This window comes from Verrucosispora sp. WMMA2121 (genome assembly GCF_027460185.1).
GTDB lineage: Bacteria > Actinomycetota > Actinomycetes > Mycobacteriales > Micromonosporaceae > Micromonospora > Micromonospora palythoicola.
This window is the reverse complement of record NZ_JAPZBH010000006.1, coordinates 4,189,525-4,212,832: the sequence shown is the minus strand read 5'-3', so window position 1 is coordinate 4,212,832 and position 23,308 is coordinate 4,189,525. Positions and strand designations below refer to the sequence as shown.

The following is a 23,308-nucleotide window of genomic DNA, read 5'->3' as shown; positions in this document are numbered from 1 at the left end:
CTATGTCGAGACCACGGCGGTGACCAGAACTTCCGGAAGTTTCCGGTAACGACGCAGCGCCGCCCGCCGTCGAAGCGGCGGCGGGCGGCAGTGCGGTCGCTGCCTATCGGAGCGGTTGTCCGGCCGGCCGTGGCGGCACGGTCGGGCGGGCCGACGCGCCGGCCCGGTACCGGAACACGTGTCGGTAGGTCTGCGGGGACATTCCGCTGATCCGGCCGAAGTGCTGGCGCAGGTTCGCGCCACTGCCGAAACCGGTGCGGTGCGCGATCCGCTCGACCGGATCCTCGGTGGTCTCCAGCAGCTCCTGGGCCAATCGGACCCGCTGCTCCAACAGCCACTGCAACGGCGTGGTGCCGAGCGAGTCGCGGAACCGGCGGGCCAGGGTGCGCGAACTCAGGTTGGCCGCGCGAGCCAGGTCGTTGACCGACAGCGGCCGGTCCAGGCGTTGCCGGGCCCACTCCAGCACCGGGCTCAGGTCGGCCGGTGAGACTCCCCGTACCGGCGGTGCCGGATACTGGGTGTGGTCGGCGCCCCGCTGCGGTGCCACCACCATCCGCCGCGCCACCTCGTTCGCCACCGCGGCGCCGTGGTCCAGCCGCACCAGGTGCAGGCAGAGATCGATGGCGGCGGCGGTACCCGCCGAGGTGAAGACGGTGCCCTCCGCCACGTACAGCACCCGGGGGTCGAGGTCGACGAGTGGGAACCGGCCCGCGAAGTCCTGCGCGTTCATCCAGTGCGTGGTGGCGCGTCGACCGTCGAGCAGACCGGCCGCGGCGATCGGGTACGCGCCGGTGCAGATGCCGACGATGCGTCGCCCCCGTGCGTGCGCGACGCGCAGCGCCTCGACCAGCTCCGCCGGGGGGTCGGTCTGGGCCGGTCGGGCGCATCCGGGCACCAGCACGGTGTCGGCCTCGACCAGGTCGTCCAGGCCGTACCCGGGGTCGAGCCAGGAACCACCGGTGGTCCGCAGCGGGCCCGGCTCGGCCGCGCACAGCCGCAGCTCGTACCACGGGTCGACGATGTCCCGCCGGTCGGTGCCGAACACCTCCTGCGGGACCGCCAGCTCGAAGATCGGCAGGTTGTCGGTCACCGCCATCGCGACGACGTGCGGACGCATGGCAGAAATCTAACGCAGTGCGGCGTCAATCCGGCTGTCCCGGCCGGCCGGCCCGGACAACGGTGATCACATGACCCAGACCCGTGCCACGCCGGTGACCGACGGACGGCTCACCGCCGCCCAGGGCGCGGCCCTCTACGTCGGTGCCGTCCTGGGTACCGGGGTGATCGCGCTGCCCGCGTTGGCGGCCGAGGCCGCCGGTCCCGCCTCGCTGCTCGCCTGGCTGCTGCTCGTGATCGTCTCCGCCCCACTGGCGGCCACCTTCGCCGCGCTCGGTTCCCGTCACCCGGACGCCGGTGGCGTCTCGACGTACGCCCGGATGGCCTTCGGGTCGCGGGCGGCGGCCGTCGTCGGCTGGTGTTTCTACTTCGCGGTGCCACCGGGCGCCGCCGCCGCGGCGCTGTTCGGCGCGGCCTACGTCGAGGCGGCGGTCGGCGGCGGTACGCGCACCGTCGCGGTCACGGCGGTGCTGCTGATGGTCGCGGTCACCGTCACCAACCACGCCGGAGTGCAGCTCGCCGGCCGGGTGCAGCTCGCGCTCGCCGGGGCGCTTGTCGCACTCCTGTTGCTGGCGGTGCTGTTGTCGCTGCCGCACGTGGACGCCGCGAACCTCACGCCCTTCGCCCCGCGTGGCCTGGCCGCCGTGGGCCCCGCGGCGGCGCTGCTGATGTGGAGCTTCGTCGGCTGGGAGGCGATCACCCACCTGACGGGCGAGTTCCGCCGTCCGGGGCGGGACCTGCCCCGGGCCACCGCCGCGGCGGTCGTCGTGGTTGGTGCGCTGTACCTCGCGGTGGCCTTCGCGACCGTCGCCGTACTCGGCTCGGCGGCGGCGGACTCCACGGCACCGCTCGGTGAGTTGTTCGCCGTGGCGCTCGGCGGCGACGTCCGCTGGTTGGTCGCCGGGGCGGCGTTGCTGCTGACCTTCGGCGCGATGAACGCCTACTACGCCGGAGCGGCGAAGCTCGGTGCGGCCCTCGGCCGGGACGCGGCGTTGCCCGACTGGCTCGCCCGGGGCAGCGTGGCGGGCGAGGTGCCCCGCCGCAGCCTCGCGGTCACCGCCACCCTGGCGTTCCTCGCCCTCGCGGCGACACTCGGCACCGGTCTCGACACCCACTCGCTGGTGCTGGTCACGACCGGTTCCTTCATCACCGTCTACGTGATCGGTGTCGCGTCGGCGCTGCGGCTGCTGCCCCGCCGCAGCGCCGCCTGGTACGCCGCTGCCGCGACCATCGGTGTGGTGCTGTTCCTCCTGGTCATGACCGGTGTCTACCTGCTCTGGCCGGTGGCGGTGACCGCGGCGGCGCTGCTCTACCTGCGGGTGCGCGGCCGAGTCCGGTCCTGATCGGCGACCCACCCGCCGGGGTTCGGGGCCCGGCGGGTGGGTCGCCGCCTCGGGCCCGGACGGGAACGGCACTTGCTAGGCTTGGCCCCTGCGGTTCAACCGCCCGGTACGCAGCGAGGAGCGCGCGACATGCTTTCGGGGGACGACGACATCTCGGGGTGAGCACCCCGCCGCCGTGACGGCGGCCTGTTGTGTCGTGGCCCTGTCTGCCTGCCCGGGGCGTGGTCGCCCCGGCTTCTCATCCGAGGTACTTCTCGATGTCCGACGCCTGCGTCGTCTGCACCAACCTGTCCTTTTCCTGGCCGGACGACACCCCGGTCTTCCAGGACCTGTCCTTCACCGTGCCGCCGGGTCGCACCGGCCTGGTCGCGCCGAACGGCGCCGGCAAGTCGACGCTGCTGCGCCTGATCGCCGGTGACCTCGTACCCACCGGCGGCGGCGTCACCGTCGAGGGACTGCTCGGCTACCTGCCGCAGCACCTGCCGCTCACCGGTGACCTGACCGTGGCGGAGGTGCTCGGCGTCGCCCCGGCGTTGTCCGCGTTGCGGGCCATCGAGGCCGGCGACGCCAGCGAGGACAACTTCGCCGCGATCGGTGACGACTGGGACGTCGAGGAGCGTAGCCGCGCCGAACTCGACCGGCTGGGTCTGGGCGAGGTGGCGCTGGATCGTCGCCTGGACACCCTCAGCGGCGGCCAGGCGGTCTCCCTCGGTCTGGCCGCGCAACTGCTGCGGCGTCCCGACGTGCTGCTGCTCGACGAGCCCACCAACAACCTCGACATCGACGCCCGGCACCGGCTGTACGCGGTGCTGGAGAACTGGTCCGGCTGCCTGCTGCTGGTCAGCCACGACCGGATGCTGCTGGACCGGATGGACCGCATCGCCGAGCTCGACGGCGGGCAGGTGCGGATGTTCGGCGGCAACTTCACCGCCTACGAGGAGGCGGCACGGGCTGCCCGGGAGCTGGCGGAGCGCCAGGTGCGCAGCGCCGAGTTGGAGGTCAGGCGGGAGAAGCGGGAGATGCAGCAGGCCCGCGAGCGCGCCGACCGGCGAGCCGGCAACGCCGCCCGCAATCTCGGCAGCGCGGGTCTGGCCCGGATCGTCGCCGGTGGGCTCAAGCGCAGTGCCCAGGAGTCGGCGGGCCGGGCCCAGCAGGCACACGCCAGCCGGGTCAGCGCCGCGCAGTCCCGGCTCGACGAGGCCGGTCGGGCGTTGCGGGACGACCAGACGCTGGCCGTGGAACTGCCGGAGACCGACGTCCCGACCGGCCGCACCCTGGTCGAGGGTCAGCGGATGCAGGTCCGGTACGGCGGCCGGGCGCTGTTCTCCGGGGACGGACTCGACCTGACCATCCGTGGTCCGGAACGGATCGCGCTGACCGGCCCCAACGGTGTCGGCAAGTCCAGCCTGCTGCGCCTGCTGCTCGGCGAGCTGGATCCGCAGGGCGGGCAGGTGCGTCGGGCGGACGGCCGGGTGGCGTACCTGTCGCAGCGGCTGGACCTGCTCGACCCGGAGCGCACCGTGCTGGAGAACCTCACCGCGTACGCCCCGGACCGCCAGCAGTCGGAACGGATGAACCTGCTGGCCCGGTTCCTGTTCCGGGGCGACCGCGCCCAACTGCCGGTCGGCGTCCTCTCCGGCGGTGAGCGACTGCGGGCCACCCTGGCCTGTGTCCTCTACGCCCAGCCGGCGCCGCACCTGCTGCTGCTCGACGAGCCCACGAACAACCTCGACCTGGTCAGCGTGGGCCAGTTGGAGAACGCGTTGCACGCGTACCGGGGCGCCTTCGTGGTGGTCAGCCACGACGAGCGGTTTCTGGCCGACATCGGCGTCGAGCGGTGGCTGCGCCTCGACGAGGCCGGTCTCCGCGAGATCCCCGCCCCCGAGCCCGACTGAGGGCCGGAGGTCGTTCGCGGACGGTGACCGAGGTCATCAGGCCATTCCCAGGCGCCTCGCAGGAACGCGGCCGCAGGGCCTTGCCGGGCGATTGAACAAGTGTTTAATCTGGTGTCGTGACGTTCCTGGGCGGAGCTTCGGAGGAGCGCGGCGGCGAGTTCGCCACCGCGAGCCGCATCCGTGACGCCGCCATCGCCCGGTTCGCCCGCGACGGCTTCCGGGTCGGGCTCCGCACCATCGCCGCGGACGCCGGGGTGACCGCCGGTCTGATCGTGCACCACTTCGGCTCGAAGGACGGGCTCCGTCGCGCCTGCGACGAGCGGGTGCTGGAGATCATGCGCCGGGAGAAGGAGAAGGCGCTCACCGACGGCACCGGGACGATGCTGCTGGCGCAGATGGCCCAGGTCGAGCAGTTCGCGCCGATGGTGCAGTACCTGCTGCGCAGCATGCAGGCCGGCGGGGAACTGGCCGCCCAGCTGATCGAGCACATGATCAGCGACGCCGAGGCGTACCTGTCCGCCGGGGAGGCGGCCGGGGTGGTGCGGCCCAGCCGGGACCGGGCCGCCCGCACCCGCTACCTGGCCTACCAGGCGACCGGCAGCATGCTGCTCTGGTTCACCCTGCACGGTGCCGACGCGGAGCCCGAGAAGTTCCCCGCCCTGTTCCGTCAGTACATGGGCGAACTGGCGCTGCCGGCGCTGGAACTGTTCACCGAGGGGCTGCTCGTCGACCGGTCGATGCTCGACGAATACCTGATGTACGTGCCGGATCCGCCGTCGGCCGCACCGAACGCCGCCGACCCCGACGGTACGGCGAGCTGAACCGCCACCACGCCGCCGCGTGGCCCACTCATCCGCGCACCACCGCGACACACACCGGACTCCGCGTGGCGCTGCCCCGGATCCGCTGATCGACCACATCGCACCCCGGTACGCCCGGGCTACCTCGAACGAGGTCAACGACCATGACTGCTGCCATCGACATCCACCACCTCGACAAGTCCTTCGGCCGGGTCAAGGCACTCGACGGACTCGACCTGCGGGTCGACGCCGGCACCGTGCACGGCTTCCTCGGCCCCAACGGCGCCGGCAAGTCCACCACCATCCGCATCCTGCTCGGGCTGCTGCGCGCCGACGGCGGCCGGGTCCGGCTGCTCGGCGGTGACCCCTGGGCCGACGCGGTCTCCCTGCACCGGCGCCTCGCCTACGTGCCCGGCGACGTGGAGCTGTGGCCCAACCTGACCGGCGGCGAGGCGATCGACCTGTTCGCCCGACTGCGCGGCGGCACCGACCCGGTGCGCCGGGACGAGCTGTGCCAGCGCTTCGACCTGGACCCGAGCAAGAAGGGCCGCACCTACTCCAAGGGCAACCGGCAGAAGGTGGCGCTCATCGCGGCGCTGGCCAGCGACGTCGAGCTGCTGCTGCTCGACGAGCCGACCGCCGGGCTGGACCCGTTGATGGAGGCGGTGTTCCAGGAGTGCATCCGCCAGGTCAAGGACGCCGGGCGCACCGTGCTGCTGTCCAGCCACATCCTCGCCCAGGTCGAGGTGCTCGCCGACCAGATCTCGATCATCCGACAGGGGAGGAGCGTCGAGACCGGTTCGCTCACCGAACTGCGCCACCTCACCCGTACCTCGGTCGAGGCCGTCACCGACCGGCCGGCCGACGGCCTGGCCGACCTGGCCGGCGTGCACGGCCTGCGCACCGCCGACGGCCAGGTCCGCTTCGAGGTCGACGGCGACCAGCTCGCCGTCGTGGTACGCGAACTCGGTGACCTCGGTGTGCAGGGACTGACCGTCCGGCCGCCGACGCTCGAGCAACTCCTGCTGCGGCACTACGGTGACCGGCTCGTCGGCAACGGTGCCGGGGAGGGGGCGTGATGACCGCGACGACGCTGCACCGCGCTGCATCGGTGGACACCGGCACCGCCGTCACCGGGACCGGCAACCTGCTGCGGTTCATGCTGCGCCGCGACCGGATCCGGCTGCCCGCCTGGACGCTCGGTCTGCCCCTGCTGATGACGTACTTCGCCGCCGCGCTGGGCACCATCGCGCAGACTCCCGAGGACCTGGCGGGGCTGACCGCCTTCACCAGCAGCCCCGCCGGAGCCCTGTTCGGTGGGCCCGGCTTCGGCTTCGACGACCTGACCATCGAACGTTTCCTGGCCGGCCAGTACGGCCTCTACGTGCTGCTCGGCGCCGGGCTGATGGGCCTGCTCACCGTGGTCCGGCACACCCGGACCGAGGAGCGGACCGGCCGGGCCGAACTGGTCCGCGCCAACGTGGTCGGTCGGCACGCCCAGCTGACCGCCGCGCTCACCCTCACCACCGTGATGGCGGCGCTGGTCGCCCTGCTGATCGGCGCGATGATGACCAGCAGTGGCTTCGATCCGGGCGGATCCATGCTGTTCGGCGCCTCCGTCGGTGCGGTCGCCCTCGCCTTCGCCGGCATCGCCGCGGTCACCGTTCAGCTGTCGGAGTACCCACGGGCCGCCTCCGGCATGGCCGGGACGGCGCTCGGTGCCGCGTTCGTGCTGCGCGGCCTCGGCGACATGGCGGCGGTACAGGGCAGCGGGCCGTCCTGGCTGTCCTGGCTGTCGCCGATCGGCTGGTCGCAGCAGACCGCCGCGTACGTCCACGACCGCTGGTGGCCGTTGGCCATCGCGCTGGCCTTCGCGGCGGCGACCGCCGCCACCGGCTACGTCCTGTCGGCGCGGCGCGACTTCGGTGCCGGCCTGGTGCCGCCCCGCCCGGGTCCGCCCCGGGCGGCGAGCTGGCTGGCCGGCCCGCTCGCGTTCGCCTTCCGGCTGCACCGGGCGAGCCTGATCGGCTGGAGCGCGGCGCTGCTGGTGGCCGGGGTGGCCTACGGATCGTTCACCCAGCCCCTGCTCGACGGCTTCGAGAACGCACCCGCGGACCTGGTGGAGGTCATGGGTGGTGGTTCGGGTGACCTGCTCGCCGGGTACCTCGGCATGATGGGCCTGACCATGGCGCTCGTCGTCGGGGTCTTCGCGGTGCTCGCGGTGCAGTCGTTGCGCGCCGAGGAGACCGAGGGCCGGGCTGAGCCGGTGCTGGCGACATCGGTCAGTCGGGCCGCCTGGATCGGCGGTCACCTCGCCGTCGTGGCGCTCGGCGTGCCCTGGCTGCTGCTGGTGGCCGGTGCGGGCATGGGCGTCGGCGCGGCGGTGAGCACCGGCGACCCGGGTCTCTTCGGTGACCTGCTGCTCGGCCACCTCGCGCACACCCCGGCGGTCTGGCTGGTCCTCGGGGCCGTCGCCCTGCTCTACGCGGCGGCACCGAGGATGCTGCCGGTGATCTGGGTGGTGCTCGGCTACGGGCTGATCGCCGGCTACTTCGCCCCGATCCTGGAGCTACCCGAGAATGTGCTGCGGCTGTCGCCCTTCGAGCACGTGGGGGAGTACCCGCTGGAGGACGTCAGCGTGGTCGCGGTGGTGGTGCTGACCGTCCTCGCCGGTGCTCTCGCCCGGGCGGCCGTGTCCGCCTTCCGCCGGCGCGACCTGGCCGGCGGCGCCTGACCTGGCGTGGAGCCTGTCGACGCGTGGCGCGTCGGCAGGCTCGGCAGGCGGGTGGGCCATGCCGCCCGGTGGCGGTCAGTCCCGGTGCGGCATCGGGAAGCCCGCCACCACGATGCCGTACAGGAGATGGTCGGCGACCAGGGCCGCCTGTTCGTGCCAGTCCGACAGCCGGCGGTCGATGCCGAGGGCCGGCGCGATGGTGGCGTGGAAGCCGAGCAGCAGCACCATGCCGTAGAGCGGGCCGACCCAGATCCGATGACGGAGGCGTTTCGGCAGCGCGCCGAAGGCCAGCCCGGCGCTGAGCCCGTAGCCCCAGTGCGCCGCTGCCAGGGCCGCCGGGTGCTGGTCGCCGGGCAACCGGTCGAGCAGTCCGGGCGCCAGCTTCTCCAGCACCGACTTCGGCGGCGAACTCTGCACCAGATTCAGGGAGGTGGTGGCCTGGCGTAACCCGGACATCGCCATCGCGGCGATGACCCCTCGGACGCCACTGCGCAGGATGATCGTCGTACGTGCCGACAGCTCCATGACCCGTTTTCCAATCCGTAGCCGCAGCAGCGCGGCTACCCGGGGCTCGCGGCGCCAAACGTGCCTTTCACCGAGCACCCGCCCGGGCGACCACGGTCAGAGGTTGTCCCGCACCCAGCCGGCGAGGGCACGGGCGCAGCCGTCCACCGACTCCTGCCAGCTGCGCTCCGCCCCGTCGCCGGCCTCGTCGCTCACCTGCTTCACCACCCGGACCGGTACCCCGAGGGCGTGCGCCGTCGACGCCACCGCGTACCCCTCCATGTCGACCAGGTGGGCGCGGCGGCTCAGGGCCGCGCGGGCCTCGTCGTCGGCGATGAACCGGTCGCCGGTGGCCAGCGTCGGCCCGTCACCCAGGTCCAGGGGCGCGCCGACGGTCTGCCCGGTGAGCCGGCGGATGAACTCGGTGTCCAGGTCGTGCTGGAGGACGCTGCCGACCTCGTGGGTGCCGGTCCAACCGGGGTGCAGCGCGCCGGCGGTGCCGAGGTTGACAAGCACCGACGGCAACGGTGAGCGGGCCAGCGTCGCCGCCACCGCGGCCGCCGCGTTGATCTTTCCCATTCCGGTCAGCAGCACCGGGAACCCCGCGTCGAGGTACGCGGCCTCCTCGGCGATGGCCAGGACGAGCAGCGGACGGTCCGGGCTGATCGTGCCGCGAAGATCCATCGGGCGATGGTAGCCGCCGTCCGTGACGGTCCCGCGTCGGCGCGGTGCCACCGGTGGGTACCCGGCCACCTCGACGTACGCTGCCCTGGTGGAGCATGAGGACCGGATCGCCCTGTTTCTGGACTACGAGAACCTGGCGCTGGGGGTGCGTGACCACCACGGCGGGGCGATGTTCGACTTCCGACCGATCGCCGACGCGCTGGCCGAGCGCGGCCGGGTGGTGGTGCGCCGGGCGTACGCCGACTGGTCGTACTTCGACGAGGATCGGCGGATGTTGACCCGCTCGCACGTCGAGCTGATCGAGATTCCGCAGCGGATGGGTGCCACCCGCAAGAACGCCGCCGACATCAAGATGGCCGTGGACGCGATCGAGTTGGCCTTCGAACGCGGGTACATCTCGACCTTCGTCCTCTGCACCGGCGACAGCGACTTCACCCCGCTGGTGCACAAGCTCCGCGAACTCAACAAGCAGGTGATCGGGGTGGGGGTGGAGAAGTCCACCTCGGCCTTGCTGCCACCGGCGTGCGACGAGTTCCTCTACTACGACCGGTTGGAGGGCGTCGACATCCTGCCGACGCGGGGACGACGGAGCCGTCCGGCCCGGCTGCCCGAGCCGGAGCCCGTCGAGCAGGCCGAACCCGAGGCGCCGCCGACCGAGGAGCCGGCCCGGGACGCCGACGCGCTCGCCGTCCTCGTCGCCCAGACCGTGGCGGGTCTGCAGCGCAGCTCCGGCGGGGAGGTGACCGCCTCACGGTTGAAGCGCACCCTGCTGCGTAAGGATCCCACGTTCAGCGAGTCCGACTACGGGTTCCGCACCTTCGGTGAGTTGCTGCGCCATCTCGCCGAACTCCGGGTGATCGAGCTGGCGGAAGGCCCGGCCAAGGGCGACCCGGAGGTCTCCCTGCCGGAACATGGCGACCGGGAAACGGCATTCGCGCTGCTCTGTTCCGTGGTTCGGGATCTCGGCGGTGAGACCGGCGAGGTGGCCCTGTCCGGGCTGAAGAACCAACTCCGGCGGGTGCGGCCGGACTTCAGCGAGAAGAAGCTGGGCTACCGCGGCTTTCTGCAGTTCTGCAAGGCCGCCGCCACGGAAGGGGCGGTGGGTCTGCGGTGGAGCGCCGAGGCGGACGACTACCTGCTCACCGCCCAAGGGTGCTGACCGGCCGGTCCCGGCTCCCGCCTTCCGGCCGCCATTCAGCTGACGAGGTGCGGCCGGCCGGCCGGACCGCGGGTCATTCCCAGCGGAACAGCAGGCCCGCGACCACGGCTGCGACGACGATCGTCGCGCCGAGGCCGATCAGGTTCGCCGCCGGCACCGCGGCGCCGGCCCAGGCGGACGACAGGGCCTCGACGGCCGCGCCGAACGGCAGCCAGCCGCCGACCTCGGCGAGCGGCTCGGGCAGGGAGTCCCGGCCGCCGAACATGCCGCCGAGGGCGCCGAGGATGAAGAAGGCGACCAGGCCGATGGCGACCGCGGAGTTGGGAGTGGGTGCGACCGCCGCGACGATCATGCCGGCGCTGTACATCGCCGCCATCGCCAGTGCGACCACTCCGAGCGCCGTGCCGAGGTTGGCGGGCGGGTTGGCGCCGAAGGCCAGGAACGCCACGACCAGGGCAGCCGTAATGCCGACGAGCGCCTGGAGGACGCTGACGACGGCCTGGGCGGCGAGGACCATGGCCGGCGATGCGGGGGTGACCCCGAGCCGGCGGAGGATTCCGGAGCGTCGGTAGTAGGCGAGGAAACTCGGCATGTTGATGATGCCGATGATCGCGATGACCATGGTGAACACGAGCGGCAGGACGTAGACGTCCAGCGCGGTACGCCCGTTGTCGACTGTCGTGCGGCTCGCGGAGGAGGCGCTCGTCAACATGATCAGCAGCGGCAGGCAGAGCGGGACCACCAGCCCGGCGGTGTCCCGCATGACCATCTTGGCCTCGCACCCGATAAGGGTGATCAGGGAACGCAGCCCCGGGCGGCGGGCCTCGACGAGGGTGTTCATGCGGGTTCTTCCTCCAGTTGCCGGCCGGTGAGCGCGACGAACGCGTCGTCGAGGGTGGCGGTGCCGGCGCGGGCGATCAGGCCCGCCGGGGTGTCGAGCGCGATGACCCGTCCGGCGTCGAGCACGACGACGCGGTCGCAAAGCCGCTCGACCTCCTCCATCGTGTGGCTGACGAGCAGCACGCTCACCCCTTCGGATCTGAGTTGCTCGACCGTGTGCCACATCCGGCGGCGGGCCTTCGGGTCGAGGCCGGTGGTCAGTTCGTCGAGGATCACCACCCGGGGTCGGCCGGCGATGGCGAGGGCGATGGACAGCCGCTGCTGCTGGCCGCCGGAGAGTTTGTCGAAGCTGGTCCGGCGCTGTTCGGTCAGCTCGACCAGGTCGAGCAGCTCGCCGGTGGGCCGGGGATCGGGATAGAAGCTCCGGTAGAGGTCGACCAGCTCGGCGACCCGGAGCGCGTGATGCAGGTGGGCCTGCTGCAACTGCACGCCGAGGACCTGTCGCAGCCGCGCCCGGTCGCGGCGCGGATCCAGGCCGAGCACGCGTACCCGCCCCCGTTCGGGTACGCGTAGCCCGGCGATCATCTCAACGGTCGTCGTCTTGCCCGCGCCGTTGGCACCGACCACACCGACCACCTCGCCGAGCTCGACCCGCAGGCTCACGTCGACGACCGCCCGCGTACCGCGGTAACTCTTGGCGAGATGCTCGGCGACGATCGCCGGTTCGGTGCTGGTCATGCTGTGAGGCTACGAACGCTTCCGGCCGGTGTCGGGTCCCGGAAGTCATCACCTGCGGGCATGACTTCCGGCACAGGTGGGCTGGCCACGGCCCGACCTAGAGTGGGTCCATGCGGCGCGTCGGGACAGACGAATGGTCCGGCCTCGCGATGCTCGTGGTCGCGTTCGCCGTCGCCGGCCCGGGGATCTTCGGAGCCCTCGGTACCACAATCCCGCGCGGCTGGTGGATCGCGCTGTTCGCCGCGTACCTGGCTGCCCTGCTCGTCTCGGTCTCCACCCGCGTGTCCCGGGTGGTGCGGTACATGGCGTTCGCCGTGACCGTCGCCGCCGCCTGGGCCCTACTGCTTACCGCATCGAACCTGGGACTCCTGCCGGTGCTGCTGGTCCTCACCGCCGCGGTGAGCGTGTACGTGGTGCCGGTGCCGGTGGGTCTGGCGGTGGTGGTCGCCAACACGCTGGTCATCACGTTCGGCGCGGCATCGCTGACCCGGGCCCGGGCCGACGGCGTCATGATTCTGATCTTCTACCTGCTGATCCAGGTGGCGACGCTGCTCAGCTCGGTCACGCTGCTGCGGGAACAGCGCATGCGCCGCGAGCTGGCCGAGGCGCACGTCGAGTTGCAGGCCGCCACTGTGCTGCTCTCGGAATCTGCCGCCACGGCGGAACGGCTGCGCATCTCCCGCGAACTGCACGACCTGATCGGCCACCAGCTGACCGTGCTGACCCTGGAACTGGAGACCGCTCGTCACCTGGAGGGTCCGGCCGTGCGTACCCACCTCGAACGGGCCGACCGGGTCGCCCGGGACCTGCTCGGCGACGTGCGGGCCACGGTCGGGCGGCTGCGGACCGAGAGCCCCGACCTGGAGCAGGCGTTGCGCCGGGTGACGCGGGACCTGCCCGGTCTCGACGTGACGATCGAGGTGTCGCCGGAGGTGCGGATCGACGAGGACGACAGTGCGGCGTTCGTCCGCGCCACCCAGGAGATCGTCACCAACACCATCCGGCACGCCGACGCGCGTACCCTGCGGATCTCGGTGACCGCCGACGATCGGGAGACCGTGCTCGACGCCCGCGACGACGGTCGGGGGGCACCGGAACCGTCGCTCGGCAACGGGCTGCGTGGCCTGGGCGAGCGGTTCGCCGCGCTCGGCGGTGAGCTGTCCGTGGACGGGTGCGACGGGTTCCGGGTGACCGCGCGGGTGCCGGCGCGATGACCAGGGTGGTGGTGGTCGACGACCAGACCCTCATTCGGCAGGGCATCCGTGGGCTGCTGGAGGTCGCCGGCATCGACGTGGTCGGCGAGGCCGACGACGGTCGCGCCGCGCTGCCGGTCGTCGCGCGTACCGCCCCCGACGTGATCCTGCTCGACCTGCGGATGCCCCGGTTCGATGGCATCTGGACGCTGGAACAGCTACGCGCGGAGGGCATCGACGTCCCGGTGTTGGTGCTGACCACGTTCGACGACGACGAACTCGTGCTCGCCGCGCTGCGCGCGGGTGCCCGGGGTTATCTGCTCAAGGACGTCACGCTGGAACAGCTCACCCGGGCCATCCGTACGCTCGCCGACGGTGGCACGCTGATCGCCCCGTCGATCACCGACCGGATGCTGCGGGCGATCCGCTCCGGGCCGTCCCCGGCCGGGCCGCAGGCGCCACCGGTGCAGGGCCTGACCGGACGCGAGCAGGAGGTGCTGCGGCTGGTGGCGCACGGCTACAGCAACCGGGAGATCGCCGAGGTGCTGTTCCTCGCCGAGGGCACCGTCAAGAACCACGTCTCCACGATCCTGACCAAGCTCGGCGCCCGGGACCGCACGAACGCGGTGCTCCGCGCGTTGCACGAAGGCATTCTCGGGTGAGCGCTGCCCGGCCGCCGCCGGTGCGAAACGGGCGGCCGGGCAGCGGTGCCGCTACCGGGTGGTCAGTCCCAGGCTGATCGTTCTGGTCAGGGTGGCGCGGTCGTCGTCACCGTCGAGTGACCAGATCATCGCCCCGCCCAGGCCGGCCCGGCGGATGTAGAGCGTCTTCTGGAGCACGACCACCGGATCGTCGTACGTCCAGAAGGTCGTGCCGTCGAACAGCCAGGCGTGCCCGGCGCGCAGGTCGCGGTGGACGGTGAAGCCGTCCCGGGCCAGGTTCTTGAGCTGCTTGTAGTCCTCGAACCCGGCCGCGTGGGTGGCCGGAGCGGGCCCGGTGGCCGGCTGGAACAGCCCGTCGCCGCCGCCGGTGACGCCGGTCCAGCCCTGGCCGTAGTAGGGGATCCCCAGCACCAGCTTGTGCCTGGGCGCCCCACGGGCGATCCAGCCGTCGACCGCCACCTCGACGGAGAAGTCCGGGTCGTCCGGTGCGCCCTTCGGTACGCGCAGCGCGGACTGCTGGTTGGTCACCGCCTCCCAGGTGCCGTGGAAGTCGTAGCCCTGCACGGTGGCGAAGTCGAGGTACTTGAAGATCTTGCGTCCCTCGTAGCCGGCGTCCATGGTGGCCGGGTTGGCCGGGAGGAAGGCGGTCAGCGGATGATGGCGACGGGTCTGCCGGCCGTACGCGTCGAGCTGCCGGCGGAACTCGGCGAGCAGCTTGGTGAAGTTCTCCCGGTCCTCGGGGCGGATGACGTTGCCCGGCTCGCCGGGCCAGTTGGGCCACTCCCAGTCCAGGTCGATGCCGTCGAACACGCCCGCGGCGGCGCCGGGACCGCCGCTGCCGCCGTCCAGGATCGGCAGGTTGCCCCTGAGGTAGAGGTCGATGCAGGAGGCGACGAAAGCCCGGCGGGAGGCGTCGGTGCGGGCGGCGTTGGAGAAGTACGTCGACCAGCTCCATCCACCCAGCGAGATCATCACTTTCAGGTCGGGGTGCTTGGCCTTCAGTTTGGCCAACTGGCCGAAGTTGCCGTTGAGCGGCTCACCCCAGGTGTCGGCGACGCCGTCGACGCTCTCCTCCGCCGGGACGGGTCGCTGGTAGTCGGCCCAGGCGTCACCCTCACCCGGCCCGCCGTCCACATGGCAACGGCCGTCCTCGCTGATGTTGCCGAAGGCGTAGTTGACGTGGGTGAGCCGGCTCGCCGCGCCGGAGGTGTCGAGCTTGCGCACCGGGAACGCCCGGCCGTAGATGCCCCACTGGGTGAAGTAGCCGACCCGGTGGTACCCGTCGCTGCGGCCCGGGGTCGCGTCGGCGACGGCCGGTGGCGCGGCGGCGACGAGCAGGGCGGTCAGGACGACGAGGGCGGTGAGGTGGCGGGGACGCAACGATCGCATCGGCACTCCCGACGGGTGGGCGAAATCAGTTAAGAGACCTTCCTGATCGATGAAGCTAAGCCGATCAGGGTTTCCGGTCAAGGGGCCGGCGCGGGTGTACGCACCGGACCGACCAGCCCTGGGTGTGCCGCGCGACGTCCCGCCTCTCCCGCCGCAGGTCAGTCCGCGCTAACATCCGGCCAAGCTCGACGACGGCGGGAGTCACGTGGTGCTGGGTGCACGGATCCGGGAACTGGTCAGGCGATCCCGCAGGTGGGTACTGATCGAACTGGTGGTGCTGGCGGTGCTGGTCGTCGGGGCGACGCTGGTCCTGCGGTGGCCGGACGGCGATTCGGAGCCGGCGGCGACGACCCGTACGCCCGCGCCGATCGAGCTGCCGGCGAACCCGGACGCCACCGCGCCGGTGCTGATGCCCGGACGCCCCGGCGAGCCGGCGACGTCGCGGCCGGCGAACGAGACGTCGGCGCTGCCGCGCCCGCCGTACAACAACGCCGACGTCCGCTTCGTGACCATGATGATCCCGCACCACGAGCAGGCGCTCGTGATGGCCCGGTTGGCGCCGGAGCGCGGCGAGAACCCGCAACTCAAGACGATCGCGGATCGGATCCTGGCCGCCCAGGGGCCGGAGATCAAGGTGTTGGAGGCGTGGCTGGCCGACCGTGGCCTCGACCGCGACTCCGGGGGCGACCATCGGCATGAGATGTCCGGCATGCAGTCGGCGGCGGCGCTGAACCGCCTCACCGCCGCTCGGGGGGCCGAGTTCGACCGGCTGTTCGTCGACATGATGTCCGATCACCACCAGGGCGCGATCGACATGGGCAAGGAGGCGTTGACGCTCGGCTCCGACGTGACCGTCAACGAGATGGCCGGCGCCGTCGTGGTGGAGCAGGGTGTCGAGATCAACCGGATGCGCGAGGCGTTGGCGCAGGGAACTGTCGGTGGTGGCCGATAACATCCGGCTGACCGCCGATGAAGGGCCGACCATGACCGAAACCGATCTGCCAGCCGAGCGTGCCGACCTGCTCCAGACCCTGCGCCAGCACCGCTTCTTCCTGCGCAACACCGCGCGGGACCTGACCGACCAGCAGGCCGCCGAGCGCAGCACCGTGAGCGAGCTGTGCGTGGGTGGTGTGATCAAGCATGTCGCACACACCGAGCGCGGCTGGGTCGACTTCATCCTCGAGGGTCCCACGGCGATGGGCGGCTCGGACGACCCGGGCGCCTACGAGCGCCACGCGCAGTCGTTCCAGATGCTGCCGGGGGAGACCCTGGCCGGCATTCTGGCGGCGTACGACGAGGTGGCCCGCCGCACCGACGAGCTCGTCGTCACCCTGGCCGACCTCGACGCCGGTCAGCCGTTGCCGGAGGCGCCCTGGTTCGAGCCGGGCGCCCGCTGGTCGGCCCGCCGGGTGCTGCTGCACATCATCGCGGAGACGTCCCAGCACGCCGGGCACGCCGACATCATCCGGGAGGCCGTCGACGGCGCCAAGTCGATGGGGTGATCCCGCGCGACGGGCGGAGTTCCGGCACCCGGTCCTGATGCGACACCCGCCGTCCGGCGAGGATCCGGTCTGCCGGACCGGCCGGTTGTATCGAGGGACGTCGACTGAGAGACTCGGGCTCGTCGACCGCGTCTGGGAGCCGGTGCGGTCACTCGACGGGCGTTGGCGCGCTCCGTCCGTGCCACGCATCCGGGCAGTTCTCTCTCGCACGTGCCGTCACCGTGACATCCGCTGACGACGCCGTCAGCGGTCCGGTCGCCGGCGCCCGACGACCCACCGGCCGTCGGTCGGCGCTGAGCCGACCCCGCCGGTCCCCGTCTCCTGGAGGTAACGGATGCTTCGCACGTTCGGCGTGGTGTTGACCGCCGTGACCCTGGCCGCTGTCGCCGGGGTCACGGCGGCCGGTGCCGCCAACGCCCCGGCCGCCCCGATCGCGGCCCCGGGCCTGATGACGACCGTCAGCCCGACCGCGACCCCGACGGTCGCGTGCCCGCCGGCCCTGCCGATCAGCGGCATGGTCACCGGAGTCACCGCCACCACGATGACCGTCAGCTACTCCCTGATGTTCAGCGGCCCGCCCTGCGGTTACGACCTGCCGATGACCGTGCTGCTCTTCGCCAGTTACGAAGACGCGGCGACCTGGCAGAATCCGGTGGCCGAGGCGGTAACCGGGCTGGAGCGCAACGGGCAGGTGACGCTCGAGGGGCTGACCCCGGACACCGAGTACTGGTTCCGGTTCAGCGACGTCGACGCCCGGCGAGACCCGTACGTCATCGGCGGCCCGGCGCGGACCGAACCGTTGTCGGCGTGCAGCGCGACGGCGACGATCGACGCGCGGTGGGGCGGCGGCTTCGTTGCCACGGTCACCGTACGCAACACCGGCAGCGAGTCGCTCGACGGCTGGCTCGTGCGGTGGCGGTGGTCCGGCGACGAGCGGATCCAGTCGGTCTGGGGTGGCGTGTCCGCCGGCGCCGGCGCTGACGTCACGATCCGCAACGCGTCGTACAACGGCACCGTCGCGCCGGGCGGCACCACCACGTTCGGGCTGCTCGCCTCGGCCGGCACGGCGCCGTCCGGGATCACGGCGACCTGCGCCGGCTGACAAGCGACCACGCTGGTCTGTGGACCGCTGACCGGTCCGCAGACCAGCGAGGTGCGCCGGGCCACCGGCGGGTCCACCGTCAGCAGGCTTGACTTTGCGTCATAAAGTAGTTTGCGTGACAGTCGATGATGACCTGCCCCCCGAGAACCCGGCCGCGGCCCTGCGACTGATCGACGAGCAGCGGGCGACCGCCGCGCGTCAGTTCGAACCGGACCCACGTGCCTACTACTGGCCCTGGGGTCTGGCCTGGCTGATCGGCTTCGGGCTGCACTTCCTCCACTTCTCGCCGGGTGACGTGCCCCTGGTCGAGATGCCCTCCTGGCTGCCGCTGACCACGTTGTTCGTCCTGCTGGCCGCCGCCGGTGCCGTCTCGGCGGTGGCCGGCGCGCGGGCGTACGGGCAGGTGGCCGGCGAGTCCGCCCGGCGCGGCGCCTGGTACGGCTGGTCCTGGGGACTCGGCTTCCTCACCCTCTTCGTGCTCGCCGGCCGGCTGTCCGACAGCCTCCCGCCGGACCTCGTCGGGCTGCTCTGGTCGGCCCTCGCGGTGGGCCTGACCGGCATCCTGCACATGGCCGGCGGCGCGATCTGGTTGGACCGCACCCTGTTTCTGCTCGGCGTCTGGATCACCGCGGTCAACCTGCTGGGCACCATCGCCGGTCCCGGCTGGCACGCCCTGGTCGTCGCGGTCGCCGGCGGCGGAGGGATGCTGCTCGCCGGGCTGCTGGGCTGGCTGCGTCGCCGGGGCCGGCGATGACCGAACTCGACCCGGTGATCCACGCCCAGGCCCGGCTGCGGGTGGTCGCCGCCCTGTCCGCCCTGCCAGATCGTGATCAGGTGACCTTTCCGCGCCTTCAGGAACTGCTGGGGATGAGCGCGGGAAACCTCTCGGTGCACCTGCGGCGGCTGGAGGAGGCCGGCTACGTCGCCGTCACCAAGACCCACCGGGGTCGTACCCCGGCCACCCTGATCGCCCTCACCAGCCGTGGTCGCCTGGCCTTCGAGGAGTACACGGAGGCGATCCGAGCGCTGCTGGCGCCCGCCGATGTCAAGGAGACACCATGATCCTCGCCCGGGCCGAACAGGCCACCCGACGCTACGGTGACGTCCTGGCCCTCGACCGGGTGGACCTGGACGTGCGGGCCGGCGAACTGGTCGGTCTGCTCGGGCCGAACGGCGCCGGCAAGAGCACCCTGCTCAACCTGCTCGTCGGGCTGCGCCGACCCACCGGCGGCCGGGTGCTGCTGTTCGACGGCGATCCTCGGGACCCCGCGTACCGCCGCTGGGTCGGGGTCACTCCTCAGGAGACCGGGCTGCCCGGCTCGCTCCGCGTCGGTGAGGTGGTCGACTTCGTCGGCGCGCACTTTCCCGACCCGGTGCCACGGGCCGAGTTGCTCGACCGGTTCGGTCTGGCTGATCTGGACCGGCGGCAGACCGGCGGCCTGTCCGGCGGGCAGCGGCGGCGACTGGCGGTGGCGCTGGCCTTCGTCGGTCGGCCCCGGCTGGTCCTGCTCGACGAGCCGACCACCGGGCTCGACGTCGAGGCCCGGCACGCGCTGTGGGACGCGATCCGGGCCTTCCACGCCGACGGTGGCACGGTCCTGCTCACCAGCCACTACCTGGAGGAGATCGAGGCGCTGGCCCAGCGGGTGGTGGTCATCGGGCAGGGCCGGGTGCTCGCCGACGACAGTGTCGCCGCCATCCGTGGCGTGGTCGGCCTGCGTCGGGTCAGCCTGACCGCCGACGAGCTGCCGACCCTGCCGGACGTGGTCCGGGTGGAACGGGACCGGGAGCGGATCCACCTGCTCACCGGCGACGCCGACCAACTGGTCCGCCACCTGGTCACCGCCGGTGTGGCCTTCCGTGACCTGGAGGTCCGACCCACCTCGCTGGAGGAGGCGTTCCTCACCATCACCGCCGAGAGCCGGCCGGCGGAGGCCGGCGTACCGACCACCGCCTGAGGAGACGCCGTGCAGTACGCCCTGGCCCACGCCCGCTACCAACTGCTGGAACTCGTCCGGACCCCGGTCGCGGTGTTCGGCAGCGCGTTCTTTCCCGCCGTCGCGATGCTCTTCTTCGTGGTACCGGCCGTCGGTGACGACGCCGTCGGGGCCACCTACGCCACCGCCGCCATGGTCACCTTCGCGGTGCTCAGCGCGAACGTCTTCCAGTACGGCGTCGGCGTCGCCGAGGACCGGGCCCAACCGTGGGATCCGTACCTGCGGACCCTGCCGGTGGGGCCGGCACCCCGGTTCGCCGGCCGGGTCCTGGCCGGGCTGACCCTCACCTATCTGTCGCTGCTGCCGGTGGTGCTCATCGCGGCCCTGCTCACCGAGGCGCGGACCTCCGTGGCGGGGTTCGCGCTCGCCACCGCCGCCGTCGCGCTGGTGTCGGTGCCGTTCACGCTGATGGGGCTGGCCATCGGGTACGCCCTGCCGAGCAAGGCGGCGATCGTGGTCGCCCAGCTGGTGTTCTTCCCGCTGGCCGTGGGCGGCGGACTGCTCACCGCGCCCGGTCAGGCACCCGCCTTCATCGAGGCGATCGCGCCGTTCCTGCCCACGCGGGGCGCGGTCGAGTTGATGTGGAGCGCGGTGGGCGACTTCCGGCCCGAGCCACTTTCGATGATCATGCTGGGGGTGTGGGTCGTCGGGCTGGCGTCGCTCGCCGGCTGGGCGTACGGCGCGACGAGGGTCGCCGCTTCTCCTGACCGTCGGGTTACCGTGCGGCCTAGAGTCTGGGTATGCCGGAGATCGTCCAGTTGCTGGCCTCACCCGTGCACCGGTTCGTGGGCCGGCCGGCGGACGGCCCGGTGCCGGTGCCGGGTGACGAACTGGTGGACGAGATCCAGCTCCGGGCGGAGCTGGGCATCGTCGGGGACCGGTACTTCGGCAAGGCCGCGCACCGCCAGGCCAGCGTCACCGTCATCGCAGCCGAGTCGTTGCCGCCGGGTGCCGGCCTGGCTCAGGTCCGGCGCAACATTCTGACCAGTGGCATCCCCGTGGACGACCTGGTCGGCTCGGTGCTGGTGCTCGACTCGGGTCAGGGGCCGGTGCGGCTGCGGCTGAACCGGGCGGCACACCCGTGCGCCTGGATGGACGTGACCGTCGGGCCGGGCGCCTGGCGCGGCCTGCGCGGCCGGGGCGGCGTCCGCTGCACCCCGCTGACCGATGGCGTCCTGCGGGTGGGTCCGGTGGACGCGACGGTCGAGGATGGCCCTGCCCGACCGGGCTGAGCCCGGCCGGGGGTCGGCGGGCGCGGGCCCGGCCGGTGTCACCGGCCGGGCCCGCGTCGATCGGTCTACGGGTACGCGGTCAGGTAGGACACCTGGTTGCTGGCGTTGACCGTGGTGCCGACATTGTTGATCATCCGGTTGATGGTGCCGACCCCACCGAGGGACACGGTCACCATGTTGGTGAACCGCACGTTCGGATGGTTCGGCACCTCGAACGACCGCTCGGCGACCACCGACGGGTCGACGTTGAAGTAGGCGTAACTGCCCAACCCCCACGCCTGGTGACTGGTCACCGAATCGGCCACCTTGTACGCGGCGTAGCCCCGGGTCGAGCCGTTCATCCAGGCCGCCTGGTTGGGCGGGTCGTACGGCAGTTCGTTCTGGTAGAAGTACGTCCGGCCGCCGTTGCCGTTCCAGATGGTCTGGTACTTCTGGTAGTGCTCGACGAAGAGGCCGTACATGGTGACGTTGTCGCCGTTGACGATCAGCCCGGTGTCGGCGGTGTTGACCGTCCAGCCGACGCCGTCGCCGTGGTCGGCCCGCCACAGCCACATGTGGTTGCCGATGACGTGGTCGCTGTTGACCACCAGGCTGGTGGCGGCCCGGCCGACGCCCGGCCCGCCGATGCGGAAGAAGACGTCGTGCAGCGAGGTGGGATTGGCGGCGTGGCTGGCCGCGGAGCCGGTCGGGCCGACCTCCATCAGCACCGGGGAGCTGACGGCGCCGGCCTCGAACATGATGCCGGCGACCTTGACCCCGTCGACGTCGGCGACCCGCATCGCGACGGTGCCGTTGTCGGCCTGGATGGTGGCCAGCCCGAGGCCGAGGACGACGGTGTCGGCCCGGTTGACCCGGATGGGTTCGGTGACCCGGTGCACGCCCGGGGTGAACAGCAGGTGCCGACCCTGGGCCAGGGCGTTGTTGATGGTCGCCGCCGAGGTGCCCGGCCGGACGATGAAGAAGTCGGCCAGCGAGATGGACGAGCCGGCCGGGGTCTTGTTGTACCAGCTGGTGCCGGCGGAGTTCGCCCGCAGCGCCGGCACGAAGACCCGGTACTCGCCGGTGCCGTCGACGTAGAGGAAGGGCTTCTCCCGGACCAGCGGCGTGGTGGGGATGACGGTGTGTGACGGGTTCGGGAAGTTCGGCGTCGGCGCGCCGGCCACCCCCTGGAACACCATGTTCCACACCGAGCCGGTCCAGCCGTTGCCGAACTCGCTGTTACGCGAGTACCACTGCTGCTGCGAACCGGAGACCACCAGCCCGTCGATGCGGGTGTCGGCCATCAGCCCGCCGCTGGACCAGCCGGTGTATCCGTCCCAGAGCTGGATCTGGTTCTGCCCGCCGCGTAGGTGCATCCGCCGGTACGGCGCGGCCTGGGACACCGCCCACCGCTCGACGACCGTCCCGGCGGGCAGGGTCACGGACAGGTTCTCCGCGGCCCGCCAGAAGTTCTGCGTGGCGTTGCCGCCGAACCAGGCCGCCTCGGCGCGGACGTGCCCGATGAGGTTGACGTCGTCGGGGGACATGCCGAGCCCGGCGACCTGGGTGAAGAAGCCGAGGTTGACGTCGGCGGTGTAGGTGCCCGGCTTGAACAGCACGGCGTACCGCTGCGGGCCGAACTGGTTGGTCTCCTGCTGGCTGAAGATGGTGTCCAGCCGGTTCTGGATGGTGGCGGTGGGGGTGGCGGGATCGAACACGTACGTGTTCGGGCCGAGGTTCGGGTTCCGTGGATCGGTCGGTTCGACCGGGTCACCCGGTCCGCCACCGCCGAACTCGCCGAAGACCTGGAACTCCCACAGCGAGTAGCCGTAGCCGGTGGCCCGCTGGGTGCCGTACATCCGGACATAGCGACCGCTGCCGGTGACGGTGAGCGTCTGGGTTCCGCCGCCACCGGTGGTGGTGCTGTGGATGGTGGTCCAGGCGGTGCCGTCGTCGGAGGTCTGGATCTGGAAGGCCCGGGCGTACGCGGCCTCCCAGCGCAGGGTGACGCCGGTGATCGTGGCGCGGCTGCCCAGGTCGACCCGGAGCCACTGGGGGTCGCTGAAGGCGCTGGACCAGCGAGTGCCGGTGTTGCCGTCGACGGCCGCCGAGGCGGGGAAGGCGCCGCCTTCGGTGGAGGAGGCGGTGGCCGGCCGGCCCTGGGAGAGCAGGACCGGCGCGGCCTGGGCGGGCACCGCGCCGACGGTCGGAACCAGCGCGGCGGCCAGAGCCACCGCCAGGCCGGTGAGCAGGCCGCGGGTGCGCGGTCTGCGGCCTGGCGCGGATGGTACGAGGGAAACGGGTGGTGTCATGACGTCGCCTGTCGGTCGAGGGGCTGCTGACGACGGGCGCGACGGGGATTCGGGACGGCTGACGCTGCCGCACGATGATGCCGCCGGGTTGGCACCGCGGTGCGGGGAGCGCGCTTGCGGAAGAGTG

The 23,308-nt window shown here is 72.0% G+C and carries 22 protein-coding genes and 1 pseudogene; 16 read left to right on the top strand and 7 right to left on the bottom strand.

Annotated elements, in window-relative coordinates; translation table 11 throughout:
- Positions 1-103: 103 nt before the first annotated feature.
- Positions 104-1,117: a GlxA family transcriptional regulator gene (locus O7605_RS27910; protein WP_332317156.1), complete on the bottom strand. Its 1,014-nt coding sequence runs from the start codon at positions 1,115-1,117 to the stop codon at positions 104-106.
- Positions 1,118-1,187: 70 nt separating this feature from the next.
- On the opposite strand from O7605_RS27910, the gene O7605_RS27905 reads away from it, so the two are divergent.
- From O7605_RS27905 to O7605_RS27885, 5 genes are all read left to right on the top strand, one after another.
- Positions 1,188-2,459, top strand: coding sequence for an APC family permease (locus O7605_RS27905; RefSeq protein ID WP_332317155.1), 1,272 nt, complete (start codon positions 1,188-1,190; stop codon positions 2,457-2,459).
- A gap of 257 nt (positions 2,460-2,716) precedes the next feature.
- Positions 2,717-4,354, top strand: a complete 1,638-nt coding sequence (abc-f, locus tag O7605_RS27900; protein WP_269741938.1) for a ribosomal protection-like ABC-F family protein — start codon at positions 2,717-2,719, stop codon at positions 4,352-4,354.
- Between the two features lie 116 nt (positions 4,355-4,470).
- Positions 4,471-5,175, top strand: coding sequence for a TetR/AcrR family transcriptional regulator (locus O7605_RS27895; protein WP_269741937.1), 705 nt, complete (start codon positions 4,471-4,473; stop codon positions 5,173-5,175).
- A gap of 143 nt (positions 5,176-5,318) precedes the next feature.
- On the top strand, positions 5,319-6,233 hold the full coding sequence (locus O7605_RS27890; protein WP_269741936.1) for an ABC transporter ATP-binding protein: 915 nt from the start codon (positions 5,319-5,321) through the stop codon (positions 6,231-6,233).
- Positions 6,233-7,888, top strand: coding sequence for an ABC transporter permease (locus tag O7605_RS27885; RefSeq protein WP_269741935.1), 1,656 nt, complete (start codon positions 6,233-6,235; stop codon positions 7,886-7,888). Before O7605_RS27890 ends, O7605_RS27885 begins: the two co-directional genes overlap by 1 nt.
- A gap of 75 nt (positions 7,889-7,963) precedes the next feature.
- Here O7605_RS27885 and O7605_RS27880 read toward each other — a convergent pair whose 3' ends face one another.
- Together O7605_RS27880 and O7605_RS27875 are read right to left on the bottom strand one after the other, a co-directional pair.
- Entirely contained in the window at positions 7,964-8,413 is a 450-nt protein-coding gene (locus O7605_RS27880) for a hypothetical protein (RefSeq protein ID WP_269741934.1), read from the bottom strand.
- 96 nt (positions 8,414-8,509) lie between these two features.
- A complete protein-coding gene (locus O7605_RS27875; RefSeq protein WP_269741933.1) occupies positions 8,510-9,076 on the bottom strand; it encodes a nucleosidase in 567 nt (188 codons plus the stop codon).
- Between the two features lie 88 nt (positions 9,077-9,164).
- Between O7605_RS27875 and O7605_RS27870 the strand changes: the two genes are divergently transcribed.
- Positions 9,165-10,235, top strand: a complete 1,071-nt coding sequence (locus O7605_RS27870; protein WP_269741932.1) for an NYN domain-containing protein — start codon at positions 9,165-9,167, stop codon at positions 10,233-10,235.
- A gap of 73 nt (positions 10,236-10,308) precedes the next feature.
- Here the strand turns inward: O7605_RS27870 and O7605_RS27865 are convergent, their stop codons facing one another.
- Entirely contained in the window at positions 10,309-11,076 is a 768-nt protein-coding gene (locus tag O7605_RS27865) for an ABC transporter permease (protein WP_269741931.1), read from the bottom strand.
- On the bottom strand, positions 11,073-11,813 hold the full coding sequence (locus O7605_RS27860) for an ABC transporter ATP-binding protein (protein ID WP_269741930.1): 741 nt from the start codon (positions 11,811-11,813) through the stop codon (positions 11,073-11,075). Before O7605_RS27860 ends, O7605_RS27865 begins: the two co-directional genes overlap by 4 nt.
- Positions 11,814-11,923: 110 nt before the next feature.
- On the opposite strand from O7605_RS27860, the gene O7605_RS27855 reads away from it, so the two are divergent.
- A complete protein-coding gene (locus tag O7605_RS27855) occupies positions 11,924-13,027 on the top strand; it encodes a sensor histidine kinase (protein ID WP_269741929.1) in 1,104 nt (367 codons plus the stop codon).
- Complete coding sequence (locus O7605_RS27850; protein WP_269741928.1) at positions 13,024-13,668, top strand: response regulator; 645 nt, start codon at positions 13,024-13,026, stop codon at positions 13,666-13,668. The genes O7605_RS27855 and O7605_RS27850 overlap by 4 nt, the downstream gene beginning before the upstream one ends.
- Before the next feature lie 51 nt (positions 13,669-13,719).
- Here the strand turns inward: O7605_RS27850 and O7605_RS27845 are convergent, their stop codons facing one another.
- Positions 13,720-14,892: a glycoside hydrolase family 18 protein gene (locus O7605_RS27845; protein ID WP_443084012.1), complete on the bottom strand. Its 1,173-nt coding sequence runs from the start codon at positions 14,890-14,892 to the stop codon at positions 13,720-13,722.
- 373 nt (positions 14,893-15,265) lie between these two features.
- On the opposite strand from O7605_RS27845, the gene O7605_RS27840 reads away from it, so the two are divergent.
- From O7605_RS27840 to O7605_RS27805, 8 genes and pseudogenes are all read left to right on the top strand, one after another.
- Positions 15,266-16,009, top strand: a complete 744-nt coding sequence (locus O7605_RS27840; protein ID WP_269741926.1) for a DUF305 domain-containing protein — start codon at positions 15,266-15,268, stop codon at positions 16,007-16,009.
- A gap of 31 nt (positions 16,010-16,040) precedes the next feature.
- A complete protein-coding gene (locus O7605_RS27835) occupies positions 16,041-16,559 on the top strand; it encodes a DinB family protein (RefSeq protein ID WP_269741925.1) in 519 nt (172 codons plus the stop codon).
- Positions 16,560-16,893: 334 nt separating this feature from the next.
- Positions 16,894-17,661 carry a cellulose binding domain-containing protein gene (locus tag O7605_RS27830; RefSeq protein WP_269741924.1) on the top strand — a complete coding sequence of 256 codons (768 nt, stop codon included), beginning with the start codon at positions 16,894-16,896 and terminating at the stop codon, positions 17,659-17,661.
- 115 nt (positions 17,662-17,776) lie between these two features.
- Entirely contained in the window at positions 17,777-18,415 is a 639-nt protein-coding gene (locus O7605_RS27825) for a transporter (protein ID WP_269741923.1), read from the top strand.
- A complete protein-coding gene (locus O7605_RS27820) occupies positions 18,412-18,723 on the top strand; it encodes a transcriptional regulator (RefSeq protein ID WP_269741922.1) in 312 nt (103 codons plus the stop codon). The genes O7605_RS27825 and O7605_RS27820 overlap by 4 nt, the downstream gene beginning before the upstream one ends.
- Positions 18,720-19,619: an ABC transporter ATP-binding protein gene (locus O7605_RS27815; RefSeq protein ID WP_269741921.1), complete on the top strand. Its 900-nt coding sequence runs from the start codon at positions 18,720-18,722 to the stop codon at positions 19,617-19,619. The genes O7605_RS27820 and O7605_RS27815 overlap by 4 nt, the downstream gene beginning before the upstream one ends.
- 9 nt (positions 19,620-19,628) lie before the next feature.
- Positions 19,629-20,180, top strand: a pseudogene (locus O7605_RS27810) (ABC transporter permease); the annotation flags it as partial.
- 218 nt (positions 20,181-20,398) lie between these two features.
- Positions 20,399-20,890, top strand: coding sequence for a molybdenum cofactor biosysynthesis protein (locus O7605_RS27805; protein WP_269741920.1), 492 nt, complete (start codon positions 20,399-20,401; stop codon positions 20,888-20,890).
- A 65-nt stretch (positions 20,891-20,955) separates the two neighbouring features.
- On the opposite strand, the gene O7605_RS27800 is transcribed toward O7605_RS27805, so the two are convergent.
- Complete coding sequence (locus tag O7605_RS27800) at positions 20,956-23,181, bottom strand: discoidin domain-containing protein (RefSeq protein WP_269741919.1); 2,226 nt, start codon at positions 23,179-23,181, stop codon at positions 20,956-20,958.
- Positions 23,182-23,308: the final 127 nt, after the last annotated feature.